Raw genomic sequence first — 12,709 nt, 5'->3', positions numbered from 1 at the left:
ATGATCAACCTTGACCTTGGAATTTTGATCGATAGACCTGTGAAAGATGTTTTTGCGTTTGTTACGAATCCGAATAACATGGTGAAATGGAATTCTATGGTGGTCAGCATGGAGCAGATCACACCTGGCGCAGTAGGCATGGGCACCAAGTTCAAGAATGTTGGCGAAATGATGGGACGGCGCATCGAAGGGGAGATGCAGGTTGTTGCGTTCGAGCCCGATTCCAAATATGGTTTTCAAATGAACGCGGGACCAATGCAAGTGAATGTAACTTTGACTTTCAAAACCGTGGGCACTGGTACAAAATTGAATCTCAATGCACAAGGCAACCCTGCTGGTGTTTTCAAATTGGCTGAAGGTGTGATGCAGGGCCGCGTGAAATCGATGATGGAAGAAAATCTCGCGCGTCTAAAGTCGGTGTTGGAAAAAGGATAGTTTATTAAACACCAGAGACATAACGGTCACGAAGGAATAAAAAACTTAGAGTCCTTTGTGGTAAAGAATTTTTATAAAGGTAAATTATGAGCCTGCCTGTTATTTATGTTGATAATCTCACGCGCCGCTTCGGTGATTTCGTTGCGGTTGATCACATCAACTTCGAAGTGAACGAAGGGGAGGTGGTTGGGTATCTTGGACCAAACGGTTCGGGCAAGACCACTACGATCCGCATGTTGCTCGGTTTGTTGGAACCTACTGAAGGCGAAGCGACTGTGCTGGGCTTTGACGCGTTCAGGCAAAGCGAGGAAGTTCGTAAACGCGTTGGATACATGTCACAGAAGTTTGCGATCTATGATGATTTGACCACGCTGGAAAATTTGACATTTTACGGTGGCGTATATGGGATCACAGACAAAGCGCGCATCAACCGTACCCTTGAGCTGGTCGGCCTCAATGGACATGAGTCCACGCTGACACGTTCCCTTTCCGCAGGCTGGCGTCAGAGGCTTGCGTTGGGCAGTGCGGTGGTGCATGAGCCAAAGTTATTGTTCCTCGATGAACCGACTTCTGGAGTTGATCCTACCGCCCGCCGTGCCTTCTGGGATTTGATCTACGAACTTGCCGATAAAGGTGTGACGATCCTTGTCACCACGCACTACATGGACGAAGCCGAATACTGCGAACGCGTTGGTATCATGCGCGATGGGAAACTACTTGCCATGGATACGCCCTCCAATCTGAAACGAGACATCATCCCCGGCGACGTATGGGAAGTCTATGCCGAGCCGTTGGAGCAAGGCTTGATGGTGTTGCCTGAAATTGAAGGTGTATTAAGAGTGGGCCTGGCTGGTGATCATTTGCGAACGATTGCTGAAAAAGGATTGAAGAAAGAAGTTTTGCTGAAGGCATTGAATGCAAGGAATGTAAATGTGAAAGATATCGTTGTCGGTGAACCGACTCTGGAAGATGTGTTTATTTCGTTGGCGAGGTAGATTAACTGCTGAATTTAGCAAATCGCTTTTCATCCAAGATTACGCGATCAGTTTAGACATGCCCGAATAAATAGATGCTATTCCCATCAACAGGAAAAACAAGGCAGTTATAGAAAGCCTGATTTTCTTGAAAGGCTTGATCTCATTCCAAATTGGTATGTCTTCGGAAGATGTAGCGAAAATGCTTAAGAAGTGGAGAAACAAATCGGGGCACCAAATAATAGCTGTACTTTGAAGTGCCACATCTGCACCAAATATATTTCCAAACCAAAGTACAAACTGCTTTCCTTGTTGACCAGAAATAGCCCTGCAATAATAAGCAAAATAAATATTAGATTTACATTCTTGATAAAAAGGAAAATGGTTCTGTTCATTGCTAGAAATTATACATGTACCAAAACAAAGACCAGGCTTCTCAACCTGGTCTTTTCAATTACTGCGGCTGGACATTGGTTTGTTTGGGGACAGAATCGGGGCAATTGCTTGTAATACTTTTTCTCCTGCTCCGTATAATTTATTAATGATGACAAAATCCCGCTTTACAACCTGGCTTGGAGCGCCTGCAAAGGAAGCAGATTTCGAGGAAGTGTATCAACAGGAACTTCCGCGAATCTACAACTTCTTCCGTTATCGATTTGGCGACGATTCCATTGCCGAAGACCTGACAGCCGATACCTTTGAGAAGGCATGGCGAAACCGCAACAGCTACAAACGCGACCTGTCGGCCTTCTCTACCTGGCTTTTTACCATCGCTCAGCGGGTGGCTGTCGACTACTATCGCAGACAACGCTCCAATGCTCCGCTGGAGGATTTCATTCATATCCCAGCCGAAGAAAATACAGAAGATGCGACACAACACAGGGACGAGCTTTCCCGTTTGTCCGTTCTTCTCTCCCAGCTTGCAGACCGTGACCGAGAGTTGGTGGCTCTCAAATACGGTGCAGGTCTCACCAACCGCACCATCGCGAGTCTCACTGGGATGACCGAATCAAATGTCGGCGTGATCCTTCATCGTGTTGTCCAGTTATTACGCTCCGAGTGGGAGGTTCATTCATGAACGACGATTTTCTCTACAAATTCCAAAAGTCTCCTCGCAGGAAATTTGCGGTGGAACTTTATCAAAGGATTTCAAAGCCCATGTTTACAAAATCAGACGCTTTTTTGCGTAACCGGTTCGCTTATGCTTTCACCATCCTCGTTCTCGCTCTGACGGTCACCCTGATCGCTTCTCCGACAGCGCGGGTGCTTGCCGCAGACTTTCTAAGACAGATCGGCATCCTCAATATTAGCGAACGTCCTGTTGGGGAACCAGTTCTTATTGCTCCACCTTCGCCTGAAAAAGCAGCGCTTGTGCAGGCAACAGCAACACCGATCTCACCCACTTCTGATACGTTATCACCAATGGATGTGGCGATCTCTCAGGCAGGTTTCCTTCCCTTTCTTTCTAACGATCTCCCGGAAGGATACGCTCTTGATGACGTTGTTGCCGCTGAATACCTGGACGATGACCAGGTCCCTTACGGTATGGGAATATTTGTCACCTACCGTGCTGACAATGGCGGATACATTTCCCTGCATACAAATCTTTTTGATGGTCGGGAGCAGGACCTTGCGATGGGCGGTCAAAGGATCACCGACGTCTCCATCAACGGGACAGCTGGAGTCTGGATTGAGGATTTTCCCTCACAAGTTGGGAATGCCGTTGATGAGATTGACATGCTCCTATGGCAAAATGGAGAATACGTTCTGTCCATTCAGTCAAACCGCTTGTCACTAGCTGAAGTGCTTGAGTTGGCAGAATCTTTAAAACAATAGATGTAAAGTGCTGAGAAAGAGTGGATGTGAAAGTTGAATTAACATCCACTCTTATATAAAAAGACCAGGCATCTAAAACCTGGTCTTTTTAGTTACTGTGGCTGTGCATTGGTCTGCTCAGGGACAACGATCGCCATGACCAGATAAACCAATGCAATCCCGCCGAAGCCTGTGAAGAAAGCTAAAACGGTTAACAAGCGAACGATGGTCGGGTCGATGCCAAAGTAATCGCCCAAGCCTGCGCACACACCTGCGAGCATGCGATTGGATGTACTGCGGGTCAATTGTTTATAGTTGGTATTCATGTTTGCTACTCCTTTCAATGATGTCTAGGGAGACATACGCAGAGTTTTGAAAGAGGTTGCAGACCCCTCCCCAGCCCTCCCCAAATACGACAGGGTAATTCTGGTTGTCAACTGGCTTCTTATTGTCGTATTTGGGGATGTGCCCGATAGGGCGGGTGGGGCTGTGGGCTTTACTTATATTTCCTGCTCTCCAGATAATTCGCCAGTGCCGCCCAAAGCAAAGCCAGCCCGATGATCAAATACACAATTGCTTGTAATCCCAGCCACTTGAGTTGAGATGCACCGAAGAGCGTGAATAAGACCCCAACGATCCCATAGAAGATTGTGTTCCGAATATAGTCCGAGCCCGCGCGTTTGGATTTCAGAATGTTTTGTTTCGTCATTTGCCCCAAGGCAGTTACTTGTTCCTCGTGCCGATCCTTGCAAGCAAGCGAATCGTCTACAAGCGCGGCGCACTGGGAGCATAGTCCACGTTGACAGTGTTTGCAGAGTCCAATGGCGGGTATATCGGGGTGGTAGTAACAGTTCATAATAGAAAGTATACAGGTAAATACGATAAACAAATAGACAGGCGATGCCTGTAACCTGTTTTACTGATTTCCCCTACCTACTCTCTATATTTTTTCCAGCGGATGTCTCAGGACGGTTTTTAGTTTTCCGGGTTCAGATTTCCGTGGGTCACTGAGATATATCTCGTGATGCTTGCCTTTTGCCCCCTTACGGTTACGGTAGCCGTTTTCCAGCGCCAAGGCATGCATTCGTTCGATAGTGACTGGTTCTGTAGCGTATGGCCCGATATGCATGGACTGCACACATATTCCCTCCTCAAAATAGACAAGCCGTAATTGAGAGAGGAGAGGAGAATCACCTAATTTCTTGCGGACCTCATCCAGCCCTTCTGCAAAAACATCTTTTGTTACCACATCAGGCTGTAAGATCATCAATCTGTAAAACCAATTATCTTTGACTGTAACATCGAAGAAACCATCCTCCACCCACCAAAGCCCTTCAAGTGACATCACAGGGTAATCAACAGGGTTTGTTTGGCGTTTTTTCATCAAAAACTTGATGGTATACGAAAGGCTATACAATGCCTCGCTGGCTTTTGCAAAGGAGGGAGAATTTCCGGGTTCTTTTCCCCGTTCGATCGCGCCATCGATCATTGCAAATTGCAATTTTGGCACTTTCACAATCTCAGCTTTCTCTGCTGAAGGATTATAGAGATATTTGTATTCTTTCTTCAGGTCTAGGACTTCCATGAAGTCTCCTTAATAGGTTTAGTATAGAACCTGCTTTTTTGTTGTTCCAGTGATGAATGTCATTCAGATTTAACGCGATAGATAATTTTCATCCCTTATGTTTCGCGCAGTTCATCTGAAGTATCTTGTAATTTGTATGACATTTAACTGTTCATATCCCGCTATTTCAGTTGACGGACGGATTTCTTGATGTCGCTAATAATAGATGGGCTATTACGAGTATGGAGATATTATACCTTTTCCAGTATATGACCGCATTGTGAGAACATATCGTTTCTTTTCCTCAAACATAACTTGCGGCATGGATGAGCCTCTTTACATCTCTGAGACCGATCTTGCCCTTGAAGAACCTGTTCCCAGCGTTGACATTCACAAGCGCTTCACATAACTCATCGGCGTTCATCTTTGCTAATCTGGCCGCACTGTTACAGCCAGTTTCAAGTAACATCCTTGCTGTGGTTGGACTGACCCACTGCACCCTGGTCAGATCGGTCAGTTGGACGAGTGTTTCAAGAATGACTATGTCCGCACCTGTTGACTTCGCAAGCGTGGTTCTTTTGATCTTACTGTTGGCTGCCTCATATAAATCAGCAGCATTGCGGATGCCATGACGTTCAAGTTTCGCGACTTCGCTTTTAGGTATCCAGTCGAAATCTTTTAATGGGAACGGTTTTGGAAACCAGCCCTCAATTTCTCGTCTTAGTAGTGTGAGATATTGGGTCTCGATCCCTGTTGTCTTTGCTAATGTTTCCAATCGTCTGGATGTTTTTAGTTCGTTGCGGAGATGGGCAAGCGTGGTGACACCTTGCTTTTCAAGTACCTTCATATTTTGTCCTAGCCCATCTAGAAGGGAGGTGCGGCTCGGAACAAGATCAGTTGCTTCGATCCGTTTTTGCAGATCGGCGAGACTGATTTTCTCTGCGTCGATGTGATATGCCATTTATGTTCCTTTGTTGATTCAACCAATCTTGATAATGGGATGTCGCACCACGGTCTTCAATTTTTCGAGAGCGGCTTTAAGCGGATTCCCGATATAGATCTCATGATGCTTGCCGTTCGGCCCCACGTTATCACGGTATCCATGCTCGAGAGCGTGAGCTTGCATGACATCTACTGTAGCAGGCTCGGTTGCATATGGACCGATGTGCATCATTTGCACACACATCCCTTCATCAAAGTCCGCCAGCCGCACTTTGGATAGCGATGGAAAATCACCTTTCTTCTTACGAACCTGTTCGCGCGTTTCCTCGAATAACTCGTGTGTGATGACATCGGGCTGTAGGATCATCAGTGTGTAAACATAATTGTCCTTGACGTTGATGTTGAAGTTACCATCCTCCACCCACCACAAGCCCTCGAGTGGCATCACAGGATAGTCAATGGGATTTGTCTTCCGTTTTTTCAAGGTGAATTTCAAAGTGTATGACATGCTGTACAAAGCTTGCGCCGCATCTGCAAAGCCTGGTGAGTTGCCGGGTTCCTTTCCCTTTTCGATTGCACCATCGATCATAGCAAATTGAAATGTAGGTACCTGCAAGATGACGGGTTTCTTTGCAGAAGGTTGATAGAGATGCTTGAATTGTTTTTTGAGATCGAGTGTTTTCATACAGGTTCTCCGTATACTTGATTGTGTTCTTATTTCTTTTTGGATTTTTTGATCACTGTTCGCGCCCAGCGGTAGTGACTGCTTGTGGCTGAGACTAAGTATGCCGCCAGCAGGTTGTTGTTTGTCCATGCATAGTGCTTGCGTGTGAAGAGCTCCTTTTCTGGGATGGTCTGAATAGTCTTCATGATCTTTTTGTATGAAGCCTTGAAGTCCTTTTGAACATCCACAAGACTTTTATTGCGGTATTTGAGAAAGATGGCATGGTTGAGTTGCGGTAACTGTGTCCAGTTATATTCCTCCGATGGGATGGCAGGTGTCTTGCCTTTCACGCCCGCCTCATACCATTTGACGACCATTCCTTCCCACTCTATCAAATGGGAGAGTACATCTTTGATCGCCCACTCACCGATCCTACCGGGCTTTGTTATTTCCTCAGGTGTCAGCGTTGCCAGCAACGCTTCCAGCGCTTCTCTTTCTTTGTTTGCATCTTCGAGGATTTGGTCTTTAGTTGTTGGTTTTGGCATAATGTTCTCCGTAATGGGATGACGATGACTTTCATTGCCTCTTATATTTTTGTGCGGCCGCCTCGATCCATTCTGCGACCATGATGCGTAACTCGGGAGGTTCCAGTACCTCCACTGCGGGGCCGTAGGCCAGCGCTGTACTTGCCGCCCATTCAAGCGTTGGCGCGGAGAATGTGACCTCCACCGACCCATCCTGTTTTTTCTCAACATTTTCCCAGTAGGAGTAATTTCCAGAGACAAGACTGGTGAACTCTGCTTCAAAGCGAAGGCGGGCAGTGACTTGTGGCTGTGTCTGGAATTCGCTCTGCATGTAGGTTTGTAGATCGAAGCATTCCAATTGGTTGAAAGTTTTATCTGTGAGTGCCACCTCCAAAATGCGATCCACACGAAAGGTGCGGACTTCTTTATGCACATGACAAAAACCGATCACGTACCACCAGCCCCAACGATGGACAAGCGCATACGGGTCGAGTCCGCGTTGAGACGGGTGAGGGATCTGGCTACTCTGGCTCTGATAGTTCATGTTCGCACTTCGATGTTCGCGAATGGCACGACGTAGTTTTTCCAGCACAGGAGTTAATGCCTTCAAGTCCGCACGGTTCATTCCGGTGGTAACCAAAGATCCGCGAGCCCATGCCACCTCGCGAGCTTGTTCTTCAGGGAGCAGGTTTTCCAGTTTTGCCAGCGCCCCACGTGCGGCTTCACGATATAGATCACCCCACAACTCTTCCACCATGCCGGTGCCTAGCACAATAGAGACAGCCTCTTCGAGGGTGAAGACCAGAGGCGGCATTTTGTATCCGCGTACCAGTGAGAAGCCGCCATAAGGTCCGCGCTCCGAATAGAGCGGAATTCCCATCTCATTGAGCATTTCAAAATAGCGATGGACCGTGCGTAATGAAACGCCGAGCTTCTTGGCCAGCTCAGATGCCTTCTGGTTGGGTTGATTTTGCAGAAGGAAGATCAGCGTGATTAGTCGTGTGGCGGTGTTCGTCATGTGTCAAATCCTTTCAAAATATAAACCGCATATATGTCAAATTATGGCATATATGCGGTTCGCAATTTGTCATATCTTCTGAATGTCTTAATTCACTTGCCCCGCTTGATCACATCCTTTCCATATTTCTCTTGCAGTTCATCCAGCACATCCTGCAACTTGCGTGACCTTTCTCCTCCTATATCCCATAATCCCAACTGGCGGACCGGCTGTCCGAGTCCACTTACACCAACACCGATCAAACGCACAGCTTGATTCGGCTTGCGCACAGAATTCATCAACTCCAATGCGGCTTTTGTGATTTCGTCTTCTTGGTCGGTGCGATGTCCAAGTGTTGTTTGCCGCGTTATCGTTGTGAAATCGGGCCAACGAAGCTTCAACTTGATCGTCGAGCCTGCCAGTTCCTGCTTTCTCAATTGCGATGCCACGCTGGCCGATTGTTCACGGATCGTCTTTTGCAATATCTTGTCATCGCGCACGTCCACAGAGAACGTCACTTCCTGACTGATGGATTTCGTCTCATGCTCTGTCACGATGGTGCGGTTGTCGATTCCCTTGGCATGGCGCGAAAGGTCACGCCCATTCTCACCGAACAACCTCGCCAACTCACTCTCAGGCCATTTCGCAATGTCGCCAATGGTGTGGATTCCCAGATCGTTCAGACGCTGAAAAGTTTTCGGGCCGACTCCCCACAACATGTCCGCAGGTAATGGGGACATAAAAGCCGCCTCTTCTCCATACGGGACAACTGTCACAGCATTCGGAGGCTCGACCAAGCCTTGAGCTTTGATTCGCTGTAATGCGGCGGCTTTGCCGACCTCGGTAGCGATCTTTGCCACGAGTTTGTTGGATGCGATTCCAATCGAGCTGGGTAAATGCAATTCGGACCGGATACGGGCCTGAAGTCCACGGGCGACGCGTTCCGGGTCATCCTGAATATCTGAGATGTCTAGAAAAGCCTCGTCGATGGAAATCTGTTCCACGAGTCCAGTCGTATTGTGGAGAATTTCCATCACCTGCCGCGAGACCTCGCCATAGATGCGGTGATGCGAAGAAACGATGATCAGCCCCGGGCAGAGACGGACCGCGCGGCTCATCGGCATGGCACTGCGGACGCCCATTTTGCGTGCGGCGTAAGAGCATGAGGCGACCACGCCACGCTCGTTGGGTTGTCCGCCGACGGCAAAGGCCTTGCCGCGTAGCTCAGGGTTGCGAGTTTCCTCCACAGCGCAGAAAAAAGCATCGAGATCGAGGTGCAGAATGGTGCGAGGCATGCTTCTATTATAAGGAAAAAGAGTCATTAAGATGATATTGAACAAACGTTGCAGAAACGTTATACTTCTCTAGAACGGAACCTTCGACTTGTTTTGCACGTCTGGTTTGTATTGGATGGAGAAGAGGAGATTGATATGAAATCAAGATTGAAAATTACTTCCACAATGTTGTTGATCGCGCTGATGGTTTCACTTATTCCGGCGCTGGCAATGCCTTCGAGTGCATCAGCCGCCGTTTGTGACCAGGCGCAATTTGTCAGCGACGTAACAGTGCCTGACGGCGCGAAATATGAGCCCGGTGCGACCTTCAAAAAGACCTGGCGCATCAAGAATATCGGCACCTGCACATGGACTACGTCCTATTCGCTGGTATTTGACTCCGGCGAGCAAATGGGTGCCCCTGCTTCCATTAAGTTTCCTTCGGAAATTAAACCCGGCCAAACGATTGATATCAATGTGGATATGACCGCCCCCACCAAGGCAGGTCATTACAGAGGCTATTGGAAGTTCAAGAACGCCTCAGGTGTTCTCTTTGGTATCGGTGCCGCTGCCAACAAAGCATGGTGGGTGGATATCAATGTGACCGGTTCAGATCCCGGTGGCAGTGTTGTCTACGACTTTACTGCTAGTGCCAAGGATGCTACCTGGTCCAGTGGTGCCGGTGGTTTAACATTCCCCGGCAAGGATGGCGATGCCAAAGGTTTTGCCTTGTCGAAGGACAAACCAAAATTTGAGAGTGGTGTTGAGCTTGCCAAACCGGGTTTGCTCTTTGTCCCTCAGAACATCACGAACGGATTCATTCAGGCGGAATATCCTGCTTATAAGGTTGACCCCGGTGATTATTTCCAGACCACCCTCGGTTGTGAATCGGGTGCAACCTCCTGTTATGTTGCTTACCGCCTCGATTACAAGATCGGTAATACCATTAAGACCTTCTGGACATTCCGTGAGCGATATGAAGGTTTAACTTACAATGCCAATATCAGCCTCGCGCCTTTATCTGGCAAGGAAGTTAAATTCATTCTGTATATTTCCTCATATGGTTCGCCGACTGGTGACCGTGCGTTATGGGGTAACCCGATCATTTCCCGTAAGGGTATCGTGCCTCCTCCGCCGACTGCAACAGGGACGCCTTCCACAGCAACTCCGAGCAAGACACCGGCGCCTATCACTGCTACCGTTCCTCCTTCAACTTGTGATAAGGTTCAGTTTGTCGCGGATGTGAACTTCCCCGATGGAACCGTAGTGCAACCCGGTGGACAATTCACAAAAACATGGCGCATGAAGAACGTTGGTTCCTGTGCATGGAGCACCTCGTATCAACTGGTCTTCTTCAGTGGTGAAAAGATGGGTGGAGCAAGTTCAGCCGCCTTTACCAAGAATGTTGCCATCGGCGAGACGGTTGAGATCTCTGTCAACCTCACCGCGCCGACTGCTCCCGGCTCCTATCGAGGTTACTGGATGTTCAAGAACGCCAGCGGTGCATTGTTCGGCATTGGCGCGCAAGCAAACAAACCTTGGTGGGTAGATATCAAGGTGACCGGCGGTGCCACTGCCACACCTGGCCCTGCTACAGCTACTGCCACATCAACTGCTGCTACATCAACACCGGGTGGCCCCACAGCCACGCCCTCTGCAACCCCAACGTCATTGGCAAACACTGCCTATGATTTCCTCGCCAATGCTTGTGCCGCATCTTGGCATAGCGGAGCTGGTGCGGCCGCACTTCCGTGCCCCGGTACGAATAACGATGCAAAGGGCTTCGTGTTGAAACTGCCGAACCCCAACACTGAATCGGTCTCGAATGATCCACGTGGTGGTTTGCTTACCTTCCCGCAGAACGTACAGGATGGATACATTCAAGGTTTCTACCCTGCCTTCAAAGTGCAGAACGGCGACCGCTTTCAATCCACGATCGGTTGTGAATCGGGCGCAACAAGTTGTTACGTTGTCTTTCGCCTCGATTATCAAACAGGCACAGACCCGATCAAAACATTCTGGGGTCCGTTCCTCGAACGATATGAAGGCAGCATGTTCAACTTGGATGTTGACCTGAGCCCGTTGGCTGGCAAGGATGTCAAATTCATCCTCACGGTTTTAGCCGCAGGTTCACCGTCTGGTGATCGTGCCCTTTGGGTGGGGCCGCGTGTCTATCGTGGTACCACCACATCCGCACCTACAGGGAATACCGCCAACGATACGAGCACTGCCACCGACTGGCAAAAATACTTTAGCGAAAAATATGGCTTCGAAGTCAAATACCCGAACGGTTCCTCTTTGTCAGACCAGACCGATGTTCATACTCGTATCGGTTTACCCATTGTCACTGCAGGTACCAACCTCGGTGAGAAATATGTTGACATCACCGTGACCGAAAACGCCGCCACATGCAAATCACCCGATACTGGTGGTGAAGTAAGTGCCACCGAAAATGTCACCATCAACAACATTCAATTCCTCAAGGAAACGGGTGCAGGTGTTGGTGCTGGCAACCTGTATGAATTCGTAGCCTACTCCTCAGTAGCGAATAACAATTGCGTCAGCCTCACGTTTGTTTTACACTCGACAAACCCCGGCAACTACGAAACCCCGCCGCCTGTGTTTGATACGGCATCTGAGTCCGCTATATTTGACTCGATCATCAAAACCTTTGATTGGACGGGCTAACGCCCCGCTTTATTTCTGGACGAAAGGCCTGGTCCGTGCGACCAGGCTTTTCTCTCCCCTTAGCATTGTTGTAGGGGCGGGGTTTGCCCCGCCCAATTTGTGGTAACTATGTCCCTCGATAGACCCACCATCCTCCTCGCTGATGACGATCCCACCATTGCAGATAGCCTCGCACCATTTCTGGAACGCGCAGGCTTTCATGTTTTGGTGGTGTCCGATGGATTGAGCGCGCTTGATAAGGCGCAGAAACATCACCCTGAATTGATCATTCTCGATGTGCTCATGCCTCGCATGGACGGCCGTGAGACGTTGCGCCGTTTGCGAAAGTCCAATATATGGACCCCGACCATACTTCTCACACAAGTGGGGGAGGCCTCCGAACGTGCGCTTGCCCTCGAAGAAGGCGCAGACGATTACCTCAACAAGCCATTTGACCCGCACGAGCTTCTCGCGCGCGTGCGTGCTGTATTGCGAAGGGCACGTCCTGGTGAACGCTCATTGACTACTGCGTGGCTTCTCACTGCCAAAGATCTTATCCTTGACCGACGTGCACGCAAGGCAACGCTGGCAGGGACGTCACTTGAGCTTACTCCCAAAGCGCTGGCTGTGTTAGAACACTTGATGACTCATCCTGACGAGGCCGTTACGCGTGAACGCTTGCTTGAAGTAGTGTGGGGATGGGAATATCCAGCTGGTACACGCACTGTGGATACTCGTGTAGCTGAACTTCGTAAAGTGTTGGATGACGACCCAGCCGAGCCACGTTTCATTGAAACAATATCAGGTGAGGGATATCGATTTATCGCACCTGTGCATGGAGAAGGTTAAAATA

General features: G+C 48.8%; 14 protein-coding genes. 6 read left to right on the top strand and 8 right to left on the bottom strand.

The genetic code is table 11. The annotated features are described in order from the left end of the window. The 4 genes from IPP66_00760 to IPP66_00745 all read left to right on the top strand — a co-directional run bounded on the left by IPP66_00760 (window position 1) and on the right by IPP66_00745 (window position 3,245). On the top strand, window positions 1–435 hold the full coding sequence (locus IPP66_00760) for an SRPBCC family protein (protein ID MBK9923795.1): 435 nt from the start codon (window positions 1–3) through the stop codon (window positions 433–435). An 86-nt stretch (window positions 436–521) separates the two neighbouring features. Further along, the gene (locus IPP66_00755) at window positions 522–1,430 is read left to right on the top strand and encodes an ABC transporter ATP-binding protein (GenBank protein MBK9923794.1); all 909 of its coding nucleotides are present in this window, start codon (window positions 522–524) and stop codon (window positions 1,428–1,430) included. 520 nt (window positions 1,431–1,950) lie between these two features. Next, the gene (locus IPP66_00750; GenBank protein MBK9923793.1) at window positions 1,951–2,487 is read left to right on the top strand and encodes a sigma-70 family RNA polymerase sigma factor; all 537 of its coding nucleotides are present in this window, start codon (window positions 1,951–1,953) and stop codon (window positions 2,485–2,487) included. A gap of 80 nt (window positions 2,488–2,567) precedes the next feature. Continuing rightward, window positions 2,568–3,245 carry a DUF4367 domain-containing protein gene (locus tag IPP66_00745; GenBank protein ID MBK9923792.1) on the top strand — a complete coding sequence of 226 codons (678 nt, stop codon included), beginning with the start codon at window positions 2,568–2,570 and terminating at the stop codon, window positions 3,243–3,245. Between the two features lie 92 nt (window positions 3,246–3,337). Here IPP66_00745 and IPP66_00740 read toward each other — a convergent pair whose 3' ends face one another. The 8 genes from IPP66_00740 to dinB form a co-directional block, all read right to left on the bottom strand. Then, window positions 3,338–3,550, bottom strand: a complete 213-nt coding sequence (locus IPP66_00740) for a PspC domain-containing protein (protein MBK9923791.1) — start codon at window positions 3,548–3,550, stop codon at window positions 3,338–3,340. A 170-nt stretch (window positions 3,551–3,720) separates the two neighbouring features. Then, window positions 3,721–4,080 (bottom strand): hypothetical protein, encoded by a 360-nt coding sequence (locus IPP66_00735; protein MBK9923790.1) that lies wholly within the window; start codon window positions 4,078–4,080, stop codon window positions 3,721–3,723. Between the two features lie 84 nt (window positions 4,081–4,164). After that, entirely contained in the window at window positions 4,165–4,809 is a 645-nt protein-coding gene (locus IPP66_00730) for a GyrI-like domain-containing protein (GenBank protein ID MBK9923789.1), read from the bottom strand. A gap of 283 nt (window positions 4,810–5,092) precedes the next feature. Further along, window positions 5,093–5,749 (bottom strand): DUF4332 domain-containing protein, encoded by a 657-nt coding sequence (locus tag IPP66_00725; protein ID MBK9923788.1) that lies wholly within the window; start codon window positions 5,747–5,749, stop codon window positions 5,093–5,095. Between the two features lie 18 nt (window positions 5,750–5,767). Beyond that, window positions 5,768–6,415: a GyrI-like domain-containing protein gene (locus IPP66_00720; GenBank protein ID MBK9923787.1), complete on the bottom strand. Its 648-nt coding sequence runs from the start codon at window positions 6,413–6,415 to the stop codon at window positions 5,768–5,770. A 29-nt stretch (window positions 6,416–6,444) separates the two neighbouring features. Next, entirely contained in the window at window positions 6,445–6,939 is a 495-nt protein-coding gene (locus tag IPP66_00715) for a ClbS/DfsB family four-helix bundle protein (protein ID MBK9923786.1), read from the bottom strand. A 31-nt stretch (window positions 6,940–6,970) separates the two neighbouring features. Then, window positions 6,971–7,936, bottom strand: a complete 966-nt coding sequence (locus IPP66_00710) for a YafY family transcriptional regulator (GenBank protein ID MBK9923785.1) — start codon at window positions 7,934–7,936, stop codon at window positions 6,971–6,973. 92 nt (window positions 7,937–8,028) lie between these two features. Beyond that, a complete protein-coding gene (dinB, locus tag IPP66_00705; GenBank protein ID MBK9923784.1) occupies window positions 8,029–9,210 on the bottom strand; it encodes a DNA polymerase IV in 1,182 nt (393 codons plus the stop codon). A 135-nt stretch (window positions 9,211–9,345) separates the two neighbouring features. Between dinB and IPP66_00700 the strand changes: the two genes are divergently transcribed. Continuing rightward, entirely contained in the window at window positions 9,346–11,877 is a 2,532-nt protein-coding gene (locus tag IPP66_00700; protein ID MBK9923783.1) for a hypothetical protein, read from the top strand. Window positions 11,878–11,985: 108 nt separating this feature from the next. Next, complete coding sequence (locus IPP66_00695) at window positions 11,986–12,705, top strand: response regulator transcription factor (protein MBK9923782.1); 720 nt, start codon at window positions 11,986–11,988, stop codon at window positions 12,703–12,705. Window positions 12,706–12,709: the final 4 nt, after the last annotated feature.

Origin of the sequence: Candidatus Defluviilinea proxima, from assembly GCA_016721115.1 — a bacterium.
In the GTDB taxonomy this organism is placed as follows: domain Bacteria; phylum Chloroflexota; class Anaerolineae; order Anaerolineales; family Villigracilaceae; genus Defluviilinea; species Defluviilinea proxima.
Note: the sequence above shows the minus strand (reverse complement) of the source record. Positions and strands in the feature narration are given on the sequence as shown.

Coding starts and splice junctions, on each gene's coding strand:
- IPP66_00715 (MBK9923786.1), bottom strand. CDS start 6,939: ATGCCAAAACCAACAACTAAAGACCAAATCCTCGAAGATGCAAACAAA.
- dinB (MBK9923784.1), bottom strand. CDS start 9,210: ATGCCTCGCACCATTCTGCACCTCGATCTCGATGCTTTTTTCTGCGCT.
- IPP66_00745 (MBK9923792.1), top strand. CDS start 2,568: ATGTTTACAAAATCAGACGCTTTTTTGCGTAACCGGTTCGCTTATGCT.
- IPP66_00700 (MBK9923783.1), top strand. CDS start 9,346: ATGAAATCAAGATTGAAAATTACTTCCACAATGTTGTTGATCGCGCTG.
- IPP66_00730 (MBK9923789.1), bottom strand. CDS start 4,809: ATGGAAGTCCTAGACCTGAAGAAAGAATACAAATATCTCTATAATCCT.
- IPP66_00735 (MBK9923790.1), bottom strand. CDS start 4,080: ATGAACTGTTACTACCACCCCGATATACCCGCCATTGGACTCTGCAAA.
- IPP66_00740 (MBK9923791.1), bottom strand. CDS start 3,550: ATGAATACCAACTATAAACAATTGACCCGCAGTACATCCAATCGCATG.
- IPP66_00760 (MBK9923795.1), top strand. CDS start 1: ATGATCAACCTTGACCTTGGAATTTTGATCGATAGACCTGTGAAAGAT.
- IPP66_00710 (MBK9923785.1), bottom strand. CDS start 7,936: ATGACGAACACCGCCACACGACTAATCACGCTGATCTTCCTTCTGCAA.
- IPP66_00750 (MBK9923793.1), top strand. CDS start 1,951: ATGATGACAAAATCCCGCTTTACAACCTGGCTTGGAGCGCCTGCAAAG.
- IPP66_00725 (MBK9923788.1), bottom strand. CDS start 5,749: ATGGCATATCACATCGACGCAGAGAAAATCAGTCTCGCCGATCTGCAA.
- IPP66_00695 (MBK9923782.1), top strand. CDS start 11,986: ATGTCCCTCGATAGACCCACCATCCTCCTCGCTGATGACGATCCCACC.
- IPP66_00720 (MBK9923787.1), bottom strand. CDS start 6,415: ATGAAAACACTCGATCTCAAAAAACAATTCAAGCATCTCTATCAACCT.
- IPP66_00755 (MBK9923794.1), top strand. CDS start 522: ATGAGCCTGCCTGTTATTTATGTTGATAATCTCACGCGCCGCTTCGGT.